Genomic DNA, 14,742 nt, shown 5'->3' with positions numbered 1-14,742 from the left:
GGCTTATATCCCTTGATTCGGATGAAAAGATGGGTGCGGATGATACACCGTCCGACAACCTTGTGCATTGTGCGCCTGAACAGCCCGGTGTGGCGTTAAACCCGTGTCGTGGCACGGGTTTGCACGGTCATCGGGGTGTCGTCAGCTTGCCATGCAGTGGTCGTATCGAGCGGTCAGCATGCGCGCGTACCTGGCGCCTTGGCTGCTTGCGGCCGGGGCGCCGCAGGGGGATAAGCGATGCCGTTGGACAGCGTGCCGGGGCGAGGGCGCATGGCTGCCATGCCGCCCACGACCCGCGATGCGGTGTTCGATGCAGTGCGTCGCGGCTTGCGGCGGGGCGTGCATCTACGCGCGTGCGCTGCCGGCGCCTGCGGGCGGCGCACGCACCCTGCCTGCGCCGCGCCCGATCGCAGCGCCGAGATTCCTGCCCCGGAGACGCCCGCATGCACTTGTCCACGTTGCATCCACCGGTCCGTGCCTTGTTCCTGTCCGACCTGCACCTGGGCTCGCGGCATTGCCATGCCGCCGAGATCGCCGCCTTCATTGGCCGCCAGCGGTGCCAGAGGCTGTATCTGGTGGGCGACATCATCGACCTGTGGTGGATGGCGCAGCGGCGCGCGGTCTGGGACGTGGCGCATCAGCAGGTGATCGCGGCCCTGCATGCGCAGGCCCGGCGCGGCACCGAGATCATCTACGTGCCCGGCAACCACGACCGCGCCATCCGCCGCTTCTGCGGCCTGGTGATGCCGGCCATGCAGGTGCGCCGACGCAGCGTCCACACCTTGCTGGACGGGCGCCGGCTGCTGGTCACCCATGGCGACGACTACGACGCGCAGACCCATTTCGGTGGCCTGCAGGAACGATTTGGCGACTGGCTCTACTACCGCATCCTCACCGGCAATCAGCTAACCAATCGTCTACGGCGTCGGCTGGGCATGCGCTACTGGTCGCTGGCCGAGTTTCTCAAGCGACGCAGCGATGCAGCCGAGCGTTACATCGGCCGCTTCGTGGCGGCCGGCCTGGTCGATGTGGTGCGCCGCGATCTGGACGGCATCGTCTGTGGGCATATCCATCGCGCCGCACTGCGCATGCAGGCCGGCCATCTGTACGCCAACACCGGCGACTGGGTGGAGAGCCTGACGGCGCTGCGCGAGACGCAGTGCGGCGCACTGCAACTGGTCAACCATCATGGCGAGGTGCTGGCCGAGCTGGCGCCGCAACCTCACGCCGCGCAGCAGCGCGCGGCGTGAGGTCGTCATGCGTAGCGCATGTCGGCGGGCCGCGGCTGCCGGGAGCCGCCATCGGGTTGCAGCGTCCGCCATCCTGGTGCAGGGCATCCAGACGCCGGCAGCGGCCTCGTTTTTTGTCAGCGAACCGCAGCGCGATGCGGGCAACGCACCTGCTGGCTGACTGCCCCCCGGTCTTAACGCACGCGATGGCACTGAACGATGCCTGGCCTGCTAGCATCGGCCGATGGATTCATTGACCCAGATCGTTCTCGGCGGCGCCGTCGCCGCTGCCATCGCACCGGCCGGACAGCGCCGTGCGGCCCTGTTGGCCGGCGCCGCACTGGGCACCTTGCCCGATCTCGATGCGCTGGTGTTGCTGCCGTTGACCGACGATCCGGTCACGCTGATGACGGTGCATCGCAGCGCCAGCCATTCGTTGTTGGTGCTGCCGTTGCTGGGCTGGCTGATCTGGTGGCTGTTTCGCCGCTACGGCAACGGGCGCGTGGCCAGTGCGCCCAAGCGCTGGTTCTGGGCGATCCAGCTGGCCTTGATCACCCATCCCTTGCTCGATGCCTTCACCGTCTACGGCACCCAGCTGTGGTGGCCGCTGCAGCCGCCTCCGACGATGTGGTCGAGCGTCTTCATCATCGACCCGGCCTACACGCTATGGCTGTTGCTCGCCTGCGCGGTGGCATGGTTTGCACGCGCGCGGCCCATCGCGCAGCACGCGCTGGTGATCGGGCTGGCGCTCAGCTCCGCCTATCTGGGTTGGTCGTTGCTGGCCAAGCACCTGGTCGACCAGGAAGCGGACCGTGCGCTGGCCGCACTCGGACTGAAGGATGCGCCGCGCTTCTCTGTGCCGATGCCGCTCAATACCCTGCTGTGGCGCGTGGTGGCGATGACGCCCAACGGCTATGTAATCGGCGAGCGCTCGCTGGTGGCCGACAAGGGCCCGATGCAGTTTCGTGGCTATTCCAGCAACACCCAGGCGCTGGGCGAAGTGGCCCGGTTCGATTCAGTGCGCCGGTTGACCTGGTTCAATCGCGGTTTCATGCGCGCACGCCTGGTCGATGACGAGCTGATGCTCAGCGACCTGCGCATGGGCCTGGAGCCGGACTACAACTTCAATTTCGTGGTGGCCCACCGCGAAGACGGGCAGTGGCAGCCGATCGCGCCGCGACAGATCCAGGCCGCCTACCGCGCGCCGGTGGCGCGCGATCAGATCGGCCAGGTGCTGGCGCAGATGTGGCGCCGCATCTGGCACGAGCCCACCGGGACGGTGCTGACCGGTGATCTGGAACACGCCGCGATGCCTGCACCGGCGGCCCGGTAGGCGTGCCCAGGTGGTTGGCCAGCAACGCGCCTGCCGCAGCTCCGTGCAGCACGCCGGCTCAATACACCGTCGCGCGTGCCTGCACGAACGAGTAGAAGAACACCGCGTCCGGGTCGCTGTGCACCTGTGCCAGTTCGCGGCGCATGCCGTCCACGGTGTCTGCGTTCACCGCACCGGCCGCAAGCAATTGGTCGGCCGCCGACAGCAGCACTTCTTCCCAGAATCCGATCATGGTCTTGCGCCGGCCCGGCTCGCGGTTGTCCAGATGCAGCGTCTTGATCTCGGTATGCACATCGCGAAAGCCGCCGGCCAGCAGCAGGTTGCCCAGCTTGGCGCCGACGAACGGGTCGCCGCCCTGGTCGTACTGGAAATCGTTGAAGGCCATCCAGTAGCGCCATAGGTTGGGCGAATACGGATGCAGCAGGAACGAGGCGTTCATCACCTCGGTGACATACACCGGCGAGCCCGGCAGCAGCACGCGCCGTACCTCGTTGAGCACGCGCGCAGGCGAGGGCACATGCTCGAGCACCCAGCACAGGAATGCCGCATCGAACTGCCGCGCCTCGAACGGCAGGTCGCTCGCATCGGCCTGCTGCAGCGTGTAGCGCTCGCGGCACCATGCCAACCGTTCGAGATTGGCGCGTGCCGCGCCCAACTGGGCCTCGCTCAGGTCCACGCTGGTGACATGCAGGTCGGGAAAGCGGCGCAGCAGGATTTCGGTCTGCGCGCCCACGCCGCTGCCCACCTCCAGCAGCCGGCGTGCGCCGCTGTAGTCGATCTGGTTGAACAGCGTGGCTTCCAGCAGGCGCGCCTGTTTGAGCAGGCGTGCCTGTTCGGTGGACGAAAACCCATGCAGATAGGTCGGGGTGTCGCTCGGTGCGCTCATCGCTGCAGCTCCAACAACGCAGGAAAACTCAGGCGGCAACCGACAGTGCAGGCGGCACGCCGGCGATCAGGGCATCGAAATACGCGCCGGTCAGTTCCAGCTGCGCTTCCGGTGTTTCGGCGCGATTGACCACCGCGCGGAAGTCGGCGCTTTGCGGGTGATCCTTGGCGTACCAGCCCAGATGCTTGCGCGCGATGCGCACGCCCTGCGGCTGCCCATAGAACGCATGCAAGGCTTCCAGGTGGCCGAGCAGGGTGTCGCGCACGAACGCCAACGACGGCGGCGGCAACAGCTCGCCGGTGGCCAGATAGTGCGCCACCTCGCCGAAGATCCACGGACGCCCCTGCGCCGCACGCCCGATCATCACCGCATCCACACCGGTGGCGCGCAGTACCTGCGCCGCCTTCTGCGGCGAATCGATATCGCCATTGGCGATGACCGGAATCTGCAGCGCGGCCTTGATCTGCGCAATCGTGGCGTACTCGGCAGTGCCGGTGTAGTGCTGGTCGCGGGTGCGCCCGTGTACCGCCAGCGCGGCAATGCCGCAGTCCTGCGCGATGCGCGCGATGGTCGGGCCGTTGCGGTGATCGCAATCCCAGCCGGTGCGGATCTTCAAGGTCACCGGCACATCCACCGCCTGCACCACTGCGCGTAGGATGCGTGCCACCAGGGCTTCGTCGCGCATCAGCGCCGAGCCGGCCCAGGCGTTGCAGACCTTCTTGGCCGGGCAGCCCATGTTGATGTCGATCAGCTGCGCACCGTGGTCGACGTTGTAGCGCGCCGCCTCGGCCAGTTGCTGCGGCTCGGTGCCGGCAATCTGCACGCTGACCGGATCCGGCTCGCCGGCATGGTCCATGCGGTGCAGCGATTTGCGCGTGCCCCAGAAACGCGGATCGGAGATGGTCATCTCCGACACCGCCAGCCCGGCGCCCAGCCGCTTGCACAGCAGCCGGAACGGCTTGTCGGTGACGCCGGCCATCGGGGCCAGGATCACCTTGGGGTCGATGGAGTAGGGGCCGATCTGCATGGCGGCATTGTAGCTGGGTGGGGAATCGGGAATCGGGATTCGGAAGAGCGTTTTCGGCTTTCGGTCTTGCGCGGTTGCTGCGCGGGTCGCGTGACTGGTAGAGCGAGGGCAGCGGCAAGATTGCTGGTTGACCGTCCCCTCACCCCAACCCCTCTCCCGACGGGAGAGGGGCTTCTATTCCTTCTCCCGCCGGGAGAAGGTGGCGCGTCAGCGCCGGATGAGGGTAGGGCGCCCGACGCTGCATCACGCCTGGTGCCGCCGCCCAGCCTGCTATCAGATGAAGAAGATCGAAGCGCCGGCGCAGCGGGGCTCGCAGCCTCCGTCGATGGACAGGCCTCGACATGCCGGTCGCGGATCAAACCAGTCTGGTGGGCATGGCCGACGCCCTGAACGCAGAAGGCGACCGCATCGTTGCGGTCGCCTTCGTTGTTTGCCTGAAGCGCGCGGATCACACAGCCGGTTCGGGGGCCATGCGCGGCATCGAGGTGGCGGCGCCTTCCACTTCGGTGGAGCGCGCGGCGTAGCGGGTGGCAAAACGCACGTGGGTGATAAAGCTGGCAGTCGGCGCCTGTGCCAGCGAGGCCACCAGCGCGCCGTTGAAGGCGTCACCGGCGCCGGTGGTGTCCACGGTCTGCGCGCTTTCCGCGCCCACCCGGTAATGCGCGGCCGTGTCGCCGCGGAGCTGTTCTTCGGCGTGCGAGATGAAGGCGCCCACCGATCCCAGCGTCACCACCACGGTACCGCCCGGCAACAGCTTGCGGCACAGCGAATGCAGCGTGTTGCCGTCCAGCGCCGCCACATCGTCGGCATTGATGCGTTCGCCGACGTGGCGGCCGAGCAGGGCCGCAAACTCGGTTTCGTTGGGCGTCAGCACATCCGACAGCTTGAGCAGGCCGATCGAGGTCGGTGCATTGGCCGGTGCGGCGTTGAGCACGGTCAGCACGCCGCACTCGCGTGCCAGTGCCAGCGCCGACTCGATGGTTTCCGCCGGCGATTCCAGCTGCGCCAGCAACACACTGGACGAGGTCACCAGTGCGCGTTGGTTGTCCACGAATGCAGCGCTCAGCACCGAATTGGCGCCGGCACCGATCACGATGGTGTTGCGGCCGTGCGCGTCGACGTAGATCCCGCCGGTGCCGGTCGGCTCGTTGCTGGGCTCGGCGATCAGTGCGAAGCCGTCGTGCGCCGCCAGCGAGCGCGCCAGCGCACCGCCGGCATCGTCGCCCAGCGCGCACAGAAAGTGCGTCCTGGCGCCGGCACGTGCAGCCGCGACCGCCTGGTTGAAGCCCTTGCCCCCCGGGCCGGTGCTGTAGCGACCGGCGATGGTGGCGCCCGGTGCAGGCAGCACGTCGCAGCGCCACACGTGATCGACATTGAAGGACCCGACAACGACGACCGAACTCATAAATACCCTTGACTTGAATGACTGAATGAAACGTGGCGTGCGGCGATTAGACCGTCACCCCGATGAACCCGCGCCCCTCAACCGAAATGCGAGAGCACACCGGCAATGGTAGCGGTCATGAACGTGGCGATCGAACCGCCCAGCACCGCACGCAGCCCGAACTTGGCCAGATCGTGACGGCGTTCCGGTGCCAGCCCGCCGATGCCACCGATCTGGATCGCAATCGAGCTGAAGTTGGCAAAGCCGCACAACGCATACGTGGCAATCAGCCGACCCTCCGCGCTCAGGCCCACGCCCGGCACTTCGCCCTTCACGATACGCGACAGTTCGCTGTAGGCGACGAACTCGTTGATCACCACTTTCTGCCCGATCAGCGAGCCGACCGTGGTCGCGTCCACCCACGGGGTACCGATCACCCAGGCGATCGGCGCCAGCACGTAGCCGAAGATCGTCGACAGGTTGGTCGGCCGGCCCAGCAGCGCGGCAGCGCCGGTGATCTCGCCCAGCCAGGTCAGCGGTGCGTTGATCAGGGCGATCAGCGCAATGAAGGCCAGCAGCATCGCGCCGATGTTCAGCGCCAGCCGCAAGCCGTCGCCGGCGCCGGCCGCGGCCGCATCGATGACATTGCTGGTGGTCTTTTCCACTTCCATCTTGACCGTGCCACGCGTCAGCGGGGTACCGGTTTCCGGCACCAGCAGCTTGGCCACCACCAGGGTGGCGGGCGCGGCCATGATGCTGGCGGCCAGCAGATGCTTGGCGTAGAACGCCTGCTGCGCGGGATCGCTGCCACCGAGCATGCCGACGTAGGCGGCCAGCACGCCGCCGGCGATATGCGCCATGCCGCCGATCATCATCGTCAGCAGCTCGGACTGGGTCATCTTGGGGATGTACGGGCGCACCGTCAGCGGCGCCTCGGTCTGGCCGATGAACACGCTGGCGCACACGCTGGTGGTTTCCGCGCCGGACACGCGCATCACCTTGGTGATCGCCCAGGCCATCGCGCGGACCACCACCTGCATCACGCCCAGGTGGTAGAGCACGCCCATCAGCGCCGAGAAGAAGATGATGGTGGGCAGCACCTGGAACGCGAAAATGAAGCCGTAGCTGTCGATGTTCATCAGGTTGCCGAAAATGAAGGTGGACCCTTCATTGACGAAGCTCAGCACCTTGACGAAGCCCTTGCCCAGCGAATCGAACACATCGCGTCCGCCCGGCACCAGCAGCACCAGCGCGGCGAACGAAATCTGCAGCGCCAGACCGGTGGCGACCAGCCTCCAGTCGATCGCGCGGCGGTTGCTCGAAAACAGCCAGGTGATGCCGATGAGCACCGCCAGACCGAACAGGCCGAAACCGATCCTTCCCAAACCTTCGACCATTCCAATCCCCGGGGCTGCTGACGGCAAAACGAGAAGCCTAGAGCAGGGGGTGACCGCGGGCAAGGCGAGCAGCATTCAGGCCCCGCCCGTTGACCCGCAGGCGAGCCAGGGCGGGCGCGGGCAGTTCCCTGCGTGCGGGCGGGCGAGCCGCCCTTGCGCAAGGTCATGGATCGGGGGGCATTGATTCGCTGCCCGTGCGTCGCCCGCAAAGACCGCGCCCCGAAGCGCGATCACCCGACCGGCCGCCGCTTTTCCCCTCAGCCATCGATGAAAACCGGTGGTGCTTGCGCGCATACCGGTGTGGGACCTTGACCGGCATGGATGCCGCGCCAGCGCCTACATGGACGTACTTGCGGCGTGTCCCACGCCGGTACGCGTGCAAGCGCCCGCAGCAGACCGAAGCATTCGCGTGGAACTCTAGATGTGGTGCACAAGATTGATCGGTGTGCGGAGTCGGTCGGCGTCGCGGCGCCGCATCCGGTGTCGGGACACGCCGTAAATCCGTCCCTGGAGGCTCGGTGGCGGCATCCATGCCGCCACACGGCCCCGCCCCCGGGCGCGGCACCACGCTCCCAACATTGCCGCCGCTGATAGGCAAGCAAGGCTTCAAGCACGTGTCGATGCCTGTGGACTCCATGGCCGATGTAGTCGGTAAGCCATCCATCTGCTGTCACGCCGCCAGCAATGGACGCTCGGAAGAACGTGCAGCTCATCTGGCTGTTCGCATTTCTTTCCGCAACCGACAGCAACCGGTGGTGCTTGCGCGCGTGCCGGTGTGGGACCTTGAGCGGCATGGATGCCGCGCCAGAGCCTACATGGACGTACTTGCGGCGTGTCCCACGCCGGTACGCGTGCAAGCGCCCGCCGTAGACCGACGCTTCTACGTAGCACCGGCAGACCTCATGCGCAGGTTGGTCGGTGTGCGGAGTCGGTCGGCGTCGCGGCGTCGCATCCGGTGTCGGGACACGCCATAAATCCGTCCCTGGAGACTCGGTGGCGACATCCATGCCGGCACACGGTCCCGCCCCCCGGACGCGACACCACGCTCCCAACATTGCCGCCGCTGATCGGCAAGCAATGCGTCAAGCAGGTGTTGATGCCCGTGGACTTCGTGGCCGATGTGATCAGTAAGCCATCCATCTACTGTCATGTCGCCAGCGATGGTGACGCTCCCAAAGACTTGCAGACCACCGGCCCCCGGCACTTCTTTCGACCGACAATAACTGGTGGTGTTTGCGCGGGTGTCGGCGTGGGACCTTGAGCGGCATGGATGCCGCGCAACCCTGTCGCGCCGGCAGCACCACGTCCTACACTGCGCACGCCGATCCGGGGCAGGGCGCCGCGGAGGTTGTTGGAGTCTGCCAATGCATTACCGTCGTCTGGGGTCCACCGGGCTGCAGCTGTCGGCCCTGTCGTTCGGGGCCTGGGTCACCTTCGGCAAGCAGATCGGGCGCAGCGAAGCGCGCAACCTGATTGCCGCCGCCTGGGACAACGGCGTCACTTTCTTCGACAACGCCGAGGTCTACGCACGCGGCCGCGCCGAAGAGGTGATGGGCGATGTGATCGCCGACCTGCGCCTGCCGCGCGACGGGTACTGCGTGTCGAGCAAGGTGTTTTTCGGCGCGGTGGACAGCCCGCGCCCGACCCAGCGCGGGCTGTCGCGCAAGCATGTTACCGACGCCTGCCATGCCGCACTCAAGCGCCTGCGGGTGGACTATCTGGACCTGTACTTCTGCCATCGGCCCGATCCGGACACGCCGATCCGGGAGACCGTGCGCAGCATGGATGCCCTGATCCGCCAGGGTAAGGTGCTGTACTGGGGCACCTCCGAGTGGAGCGCCGAGCAGGTGCACGCGGCCATCACCATCGCCGAGCAGGAACACCTGCACGCTCCGTCGATGGAGCAACCGCAGTACAACCTGCTGCACCGCGACCGGCTGGAACGCGAATACGCGCCGCTGTGCGAGGGCGGGCTGGGCACCACGGTCTGGTCGCCGCTGGCCTCGGGCCTGCTGACCGGCAAGTACAACGCCGGTGTAGACGCCGATAGCCGCCTCGGCCAACCGGACAATCACTGGCTGCAGGACGAAGTGCTGGGCGCGCCGGAAGCGCGCCGCCTGGAACGCGCCCGCGCGTTCTGTGCCCTGGCCGCCGAGCTGGGCCAGTCGCCCGCACGCCTGGCCATCGCCTGGTGCCTGCGCAACCCGCACGTGTCCACGGTGATCCTGGGGGCCAGCCGGGTGGCCCAGCTGGAAGAAAATCTCGGCGCGCTGGACACCTTGACCCAGGTCGATGCCGCCGGCTGGGCGCAGGTGGAGGCGGTAACGCGCTAAGAGCACGCCACGCACTGGGGGTGGTGCGGCTGCAAGGTTGTCGGCTTTGTCGTGCTAGTCGACCGAGCCGGTGAGGCTGCGTCCCCCCTGTGGTGCACGCCAGCCAGGTCGCTGTGGCGTCAGGCGCTGGCTGCTTCTCGCTCGGCCAGAAACGCATGCCAGAGCGATGTGATCAAGCCGCGATCATCGCGCAGAAGACAGCGCTGGATGGCCTGGCTGGAATATTTCGATAGATTTGGTGAATCGAAAATGTTCAGTCCATGCAAAGATCGTGTGGCGAAGATGAGAATGGCTCTTGATCATTAAATGAGAATGGTTATTATTTGTCTGGCCAACCGACTGGAGATCCAGATCATGACCGCTCATCCCGTGCTGCTCCGCTCCGAACCGGTCAACCTGCGCGACCGCGCTGCTCCGCGTGCCGTCCCAGCAGAAGACCTCATCAGCAGCGAGGCGCTGCTCAAGGGCCGTCGCGAAGTGCTGATCCAGCATGGCGACCGCGTCTATCGCCTGCGCCATACCAGCAACGACAAGCTCATCCTGACCAAGTAAGCGCCTTGCTCCGATCCGCGCCTTGCGCAGGGTCGGACCGTCTGTCGCGGGCGTTGCCGCCGCCGTCCGCGCACCCCACGCTGTTCCCCGGCGGCCTGCCGCGGCTTTGTCTGCAGCACACGCTGCCGGGAACGTCCTTTCAAGGGTTCCCGATGAGTCGCCTGCATCCGCTGGTGGTCGCGCTATCGCTTGCGCTGCCTGCCGTTTCGTCGTGTGCCCACGCTGCCGACCTCGCTGCCGCGGATGACGGCGCGCGCGAGGTCCACGACTTCGGCCGGTTGCAGGTCACCGCCACCCGTACCCAGCGCGCCCTGGTCGATGTGCCGAGCACGGTGGATGTGATCGACCGCGAGCAACTGGACAACCAGCTGGTGCGCAAGCTCAAGGATCTGTTCCGCTACACGCCGGGCGTGTCGGTCACCAGCACCAGCGGCCGCTTCAGCGGCGCCAACGGCATCCGCATCCGCGGGCTGGACGGCAACCGCGTGGCGATCCTGGTCGACAACGTGCCGGTGTCGGACACCTTCAGTTTCGGAAGCTACCTCAACGCCAACCGCAACTTTGTCGATCTGGAAACGCTCAAGCGCGTCGAAGTGGTGCGCGGGCCGGCCAGTTCCCTGTACGGCTCCGACGCCCTGGGCGGCGTCGTGGCCTTCGTCACCAAGGACCCCTCCGATTACCTGGACGCCGACAGGCGCAGCTATGTCGGCCTGAAGTTCGGCTACGAAGGCGACTGGAACGGCTTGTTCGCCGGTGCCACCGGTGCGTTCGGCGGCGAACGCTGGAGCGGCATGGTGGCGGTCAGCCACCGCCAGGGCCAGGAGGCGCAGAACCAGGGCGACATCCGCAGCCGCGATGTCACCCGCACCGCGGCCAACCCGCAGCGCATCGATGGCCGCAGCGTGCTGGCCAAGCTGGTGTACGCGCCCAGCGCGCAGCAGCGCTTCAAGCTCACCGTGGAAGGCAACGAAGACTACGGCAGCATCGAGGCATTGACCGGCATCGACCCGCGTGTGACCACCCCATCGTTGCGCATCCTGTCGCAGGACGGGCGCGACCATCAGACCCGTGCGCGCGTTTCGCTGCGGCACGAACTGGATGCGCTGGGCTGGTCGCTGGCCGACGACCTGCAGTGGCAGCTGTATCGCCAGGACAGCGAGAGCCTGCAGCGCACCGACGAGCTGCGTGGCAACAACACCCGCCGGCATAACGAACACAACTTCGATCAGCGCGTGTACGGCCTGCTGGTCAACGCACACAAGGCCATCGACACCGGCACGCTCAGTCACGCCATCACCTATGGCCTGGACGGTACCTGGACCGACACCCGCGCCAAGCGCGATGGCTACTCGGTCAATCTGGCCAATGGCGCCATCACCAATCGCGTGGGGCAGGATGTGTTTCCGGTGCGCGACTTCCCCAAGAGCCAGACCATCAAGCTCGGGTTGTATGCGCAGGACGAGATCGGCCTGTTCGGTGGCAAGCTGTCGCTGACGCCCGGCGTGCGCGTGGATTATTTCCGGCTGTCGCCGCAGGTGGACGACATCTTCCGCGAAGACAATCCCGGCGTTGCCGCCGAGACCATCGACCAGACCCAGGTCTCTCCCAAGTTCGGTGCACTGTGGCGGTTTTCGGACGCCTGGTCGGCCTATGCCAATTACGCGCACGGCTTCCGCGCACCGCCGTACAACGACGTCAATATCGGCTTCACCAACCTGCAGGCGCGCTACACCGCCATCGCCAATCCGGACCTGAAATCGGAAACCAGCCGCGGTGGCGAGCTGGGGCTGCGCTTCAATGATGCCATCGGCTATCTGGGCGTCAGCGTGTACTACACCGACTACCGCAACTTCATCGAATCCTATGCGCCGGCCGGCTTCAACGCCGACGGGCTGATGCTGTTCCAGTCGCGCAACGTGGACGATGTGGTGATCAAGGGTGCCGAAGCGCGCGGCGGGATCGATCTGGGCGCCCTGGCCGGTTGGCAGGGCTGGTCGCTCAACAGCGCCGTGGCGTATTCGGAAGGCGACAACCTCACCGACGGCACCCCGCTCAACTCGGTCGACCCGCTGCGCGGCACGCTCGGCGTGGCCTTCGACAGCGATGGCTGGGGCGCGGAGCTGATCGGCACCTTCGTCGCACGCAAGCGTCGCCCGCAGCTGGACAGCTATTACACCCCGGACGGCTACGCCACGCTGGACCTGATGGGGCATTGGGAGTTCGCACCCGGTGCCAAGGTCACCGCCGGCATCTTCAATCTCGCCGACCGCCGCTACGTGGACTGGAACGCGCTGCCCAACGGCACGCTGGCCAGCAGCACGGTGCTCGACCGCTTCACCGGCGCCGGGCGTACCGCCTCGGTCAGCCTGGCAGTGAGCTGGTAGGGGCCATGCCCATCGCCCGCCCGCTGCCGTCGTTGTCGCATGCACGTGCCACCCGCGTCGCGTTGCCGCGGCCGCAGCAGCTGGCCGCGCTGGGCACGGTGCTGTGTCTGTATCGGCCTGCCTTGGGCAACGAACTGGACGGCTGGCAGCACGCGGTGGATGCGGCGGCGTGCCGGCAGGTCGACAGCGATGGCGTGCGCGAAAGCATCTGGTTCTTCGATGCCGAAGGGCAGTGCTGCTGGCGGATCTGCCTGTTGCCTGACAGCGACTTCCTGGTCTGGGATCGCCTGGTCTCGCGCCTGCCGCCGCTGCCGGTGGAAACCCACGAGCTGGGCGTCGGCGAGCGGCTGTGGCGTCGCCTGGCCGGACGCATGCTGGGGCAGGCGTGGCGATTGAGCGCGCTGCGGCTGCAGACCGCCGCCACCGGCGAGCAACCGTTTGTCGCCAGCCTGGCGAGCGTGTCGGCGCTGGGCGCCGAGGTTGCCGCACGCCTGGCACGCGAGGAGGGCATCGACGGACGCGTGGCAGTGGACGATTGCTGCTGCGCACGCGCTGCCGCCTTGCGCACGGCCTCCGCCACATCCAGCAACACCAACCCATCCGACATGACGACGGCGCTGGTGCGCCTGCGCCGCTGACGGTCTCCAACCACGACCGAGAGTTCCGAATGAGCCGACTGTTTCCCCGTTGCATCGCAGTGACGTTGAGCCTGTTGCCGTTGATCGCCGCCGCCGACGTCCAGCGCGACCGCCAGAGCATCCTGGCAATGCAGGGCGAATACGCAGTGGACTTTGCCTTCGACGAAACGGTGCTGCTCAAGCCCGGCTACGAGCGTGCGTCGGCCATGCGCAGCGGCGCCAGCGAAGTGGTGATCGTGGTGGAGGATTCACCGCGCAAGCTGGTACTGCAGCATTTGCTGGTGGATGAAAAAAGCAAGCATGTGACCAAGCACTGGCGGCAGGACTGGATCTACGAAGCGCCGCAGCGGTTCGCATTCAGCGCCGATCAGACCTGGACGGTGCATGCGCTGCCGCCGGCAGTGACCACCGGCGCCTGGACCCAGTGCGTCTACGAGGTCAGCGACGCGCCGCGCTATTGCGGCACCGGTCGCTGGGACTATGCCGACGGCCATCCCACCTGGACCAGCGATCCGAGCTGGCGCCCGTTGCCGCGCCGCGAGTACACCAAGCGCAGCGACTACAACGCGCTCGCGGTGATCAATCGCCACACCCTCACGCCCAACGGCTGGACCCACGAACAGTTCAACACCAAGGTGCTGCGCAAACCCGACGGCAGCCAGGAAGCGATCGCGCGCGAGTTCGGCTTCAACGATTACCGCAAGACCACCGAGGTCGACTTCGCCCCGGCCTATGCCTACTGGAAGGGCACCCAGGGCTACTGGGCCAAGGTGCGCACGCGCTGGGCCAGGTTCCTCGACACGCCGCCGGGTGTGCATCTGAAGACCAAGCCGGACGGCATGGCGATGATCATGCCGATGTTCCAGCAGGCCGAGGCGGTGCAGGACGGCAAGCGGGTCAAGGACGCGCAGCTGGACGCGGTGTTCGCGCAGTGGGTCGAACCCGCGAATTAGCCACCCCGGTTGTAGGAGCGCACCAGGGCGCGACGTGGCATTCCCGATAACGCCCAGTGCGCGCCGAACCTGCTGCGAGGTCGCGCCCTGGTGCGCTCCTACGGGTAAGACGGCGGACAGCCCTTCAAAGGGCGGTTATTCCTTGAACATCAAAAACGCCGCGACCAGTATCAAGCCGAACGCGGCCCAGTGATTCCACTTCAACGACTGGCCCAGGTAGAACGTGGAGAAGCCCGCGAACACCAGCAGCGTGATCACCTCCTGCATGCCCTTGAGCTGTGGCGCCGAATACACCGCGCTGCCCAGCCGGTTGCCCGGCACCTGCAGGCAGTATTCGAAGAACGCAATGCCCCAGCTGACCAGGATGGCGATCATCAGCGGCGTGCTCTTGTACTTCAGGTGCCCGTACCAGGCGAAGGTCATGAACACATTGCTGGCGATCAGCAACAGCACCGGATACAGATAGGCAGTGAAAGGAGCGGTAGGCATGACGGCAGGCGGCAGGAAAGGGGCCGGCAGCATAAGCCAGGCCCGTTAAGCGCACGCGACCGTGCCGATGAGCCCGGCACGCGGGCTCAGGCCGTTGGTGGCCGGCGCGGCACGTTCATCTGCAGCGTGGCCAGGCA

12 protein-coding genes are annotated in these 14,742 nt (G+C 66.7%); 7 read left to right on the top strand and 5 right to left on the bottom strand.

The features are described from left to right. Positions 1 to 443 precede the first annotated feature (443 nt). Positions 444 to 1,250: a UDP-2,3-diacylglucosamine diphosphatase gene (locus EO170_RS09380; RefSeq protein WP_126944367.1), complete on the top strand. Its 807-nt coding sequence runs from the start codon at positions 444 to 446 to the stop codon at positions 1,248 to 1,250. A gap of 223 nt (positions 1,251 to 1,473) precedes the next feature. Next, complete coding sequence (locus EO170_RS09375; RefSeq protein WP_126944364.1) at positions 1,474 to 2,562, top strand: metal-dependent hydrolase; 1,089 nt, start codon at positions 1,474 to 1,476, stop codon at positions 2,560 to 2,562. Positions 2,563 to 2,620: 58 nt separating this feature from the next. On the opposite strand, the gene EO170_RS09370 is transcribed toward EO170_RS09375, so the two are convergent. From EO170_RS09370 to EO170_RS09355, 4 genes are all read right to left on the bottom strand, one after another. Continuing rightward, positions 2,621 to 3,448 carry a class I SAM-dependent methyltransferase gene (locus EO170_RS09370; protein ID WP_119130754.1) on the bottom strand — a complete coding sequence of 276 codons (828 nt, stop codon included), beginning with the start codon at positions 3,446 to 3,448 and terminating at the stop codon, positions 2,621 to 2,623. Between the two features lie 28 nt (positions 3,449 to 3,476). Continuing rightward, positions 3,477 to 4,475, bottom strand: a complete 999-nt coding sequence (gene dusB, locus EO170_RS09365) for a tRNA dihydrouridine synthase DusB (RefSeq protein WP_104649668.1) — start codon at positions 4,473 to 4,475, stop codon at positions 3,477 to 3,479. Positions 4,476 to 4,923: 448 nt separating this feature from the next. Beyond that, positions 4,924 to 5,880 carry a ribokinase gene (locus EO170_RS09360; RefSeq protein WP_126944361.1) on the bottom strand — a complete coding sequence of 319 codons (957 nt, stop codon included), beginning with the start codon at positions 5,878 to 5,880 and terminating at the stop codon, positions 4,924 to 4,926. 77 nt (positions 5,881 to 5,957) lie between these two features. Continuing rightward, complete coding sequence (locus EO170_RS09355; RefSeq protein WP_016903833.1) at positions 5,958 to 7,256, bottom strand: nucleoside transporter C-terminal domain-containing protein; 1,299 nt, start codon at positions 7,254 to 7,256, stop codon at positions 5,958 to 5,960. 1,364 nt (positions 7,257 to 8,620) lie between these two features. On the opposite strand from EO170_RS09355, the gene EO170_RS09350 reads away from it, so the two are divergent. The 5 genes from EO170_RS09350 to EO170_RS09330 all read left to right on the top strand — a co-directional run bounded on the left by EO170_RS09350 (position 8,621) and on the right by EO170_RS09330 (position 14,116). Further along, entirely contained in the window at positions 8,621 to 9,589 is a 969-nt protein-coding gene (locus tag EO170_RS09350) for an aldo/keto reductase (RefSeq protein ID WP_126944358.1), read from the top strand. 312 nt (positions 9,590 to 9,901) lie between these two features. Next, positions 9,902 to 10,141 (top strand): hemin uptake protein HemP, encoded by a 240-nt coding sequence (locus tag EO170_RS09345; RefSeq protein ID WP_024938306.1) that lies wholly within the window; start codon positions 9,902 to 9,904, stop codon positions 10,139 to 10,141. A 152-nt stretch (positions 10,142 to 10,293) separates the two neighbouring features. After that, positions 10,294 to 12,525: a TonB-dependent hemoglobin/transferrin/lactoferrin family receptor gene (locus tag EO170_RS09340; protein WP_126944355.1), complete on the top strand. Its 2,232-nt coding sequence runs from the start codon at positions 10,294 to 10,296 to the stop codon at positions 12,523 to 12,525. Between the two features lie 5 nt (positions 12,526 to 12,530). Next, positions 12,531 to 13,163: a Hemin transport protein gene (locus tag EO170_RS09335; protein ID WP_126944352.1), complete on the top strand. Its 633-nt coding sequence runs from the start codon at positions 12,531 to 12,533 to the stop codon at positions 13,161 to 13,163. Between the two features lie 29 nt (positions 13,164 to 13,192). Next, on the top strand, positions 13,193 to 14,116 hold the full coding sequence (locus tag EO170_RS09330) for a DUF6607 family protein (protein WP_126944349.1): 924 nt from the start codon (positions 13,193 to 13,195) through the stop codon (positions 14,114 to 14,116). 135 nt (positions 14,117 to 14,251) lie between these two features. Here the strand turns inward: EO170_RS09330 and EO170_RS09325 are convergent, their stop codons facing one another. Then, complete coding sequence (locus tag EO170_RS09325) at positions 14,252 to 14,605, bottom strand: DMT family protein (RefSeq protein WP_024938302.1); 354 nt, start codon at positions 14,603 to 14,605, stop codon at positions 14,252 to 14,254. Positions 14,606 to 14,742: the final 137 nt, after the last annotated feature.

The organism is Xanthomonas sp. BRIP62409, assembly GCF_003992965.1.
Lineage (GTDB): Bacteria > Pseudomonadota > Gammaproteobacteria > Xanthomonadales > Xanthomonadaceae > Xanthomonas > Xanthomonas euroxanthea.
Note: the sequence above shows the minus strand (reverse complement) of the source record. Positions and strands in the feature narration are given on the sequence as shown.

Excerpts from the sequence above, each read along its gene's own strand:
- EO170_RS09380 (WP_126944367.1), top strand. The coding sequence starts at position 444 with ATGCACTTGTCCACGTTGCATCCACCGGTCCGTGCCTTGTTCCTGTCC.
- EO170_RS09375 (WP_126944364.1), top strand. The coding sequence starts at position 1,474 with ATGGATTCATTGACCCAGATCGTTCTCGGCGGCGCCGTCGCCGCTGCC.
- EO170_RS09355 (WP_016903833.1), bottom strand. The coding sequence starts at position 7,256 with ATGGTCGAAGGTTTGGGAAGGATCGGTTTCGGCCTGTTCGGTCTGGCG.
- EO170_RS09340 (WP_126944355.1), top strand. The coding sequence starts at position 10,294 with ATGAGTCGCCTGCATCCGCTGGTGGTCGCGCTATCGCTTGCGCTGCCT.
- EO170_RS09360 (WP_126944361.1), bottom strand. The coding sequence starts at position 5,880 with ATGAGTTCGGTCGTCGTTGTCGGGTCCTTCAATGTCGATCACGTGTGG.
- EO170_RS09325 (WP_024938302.1), bottom strand. The coding sequence starts at position 14,605 with ATGCCTACCGCTCCTTTCACTGCCTATCTGTATCCGGTGCTGTTGCTG.
- EO170_RS09330 (WP_126944349.1), top strand. The coding sequence starts at position 13,193 with ATGAGCCGACTGTTTCCCCGTTGCATCGCAGTGACGTTGAGCCTGTTG.
- EO170_RS09335 (WP_126944352.1), top strand. The coding sequence starts at position 12,531 with ATGCCCATCGCCCGCCCGCTGCCGTCGTTGTCGCATGCACGTGCCACC.
- EO170_RS09370 (WP_119130754.1), bottom strand. The coding sequence starts at position 3,448 with ATGAGCGCACCGAGCGACACCCCGACCTATCTGCATGGGTTTTCGTCC.
- dusB (WP_104649668.1), bottom strand. The coding sequence starts at position 4,475 with ATGCAGATCGGCCCCTACTCCATCGACCCCAAGGTGATCCTGGCCCCG.
- EO170_RS09350 (WP_126944358.1), top strand. The coding sequence starts at position 8,621 with ATGCATTACCGTCGTCTGGGGTCCACCGGGCTGCAGCTGTCGGCCCTG.
- EO170_RS09345 (WP_024938306.1), top strand. The coding sequence starts at position 9,902 with ATGGTTATTATTTGTCTGGCCAACCGACTGGAGATCCAGATCATGACC.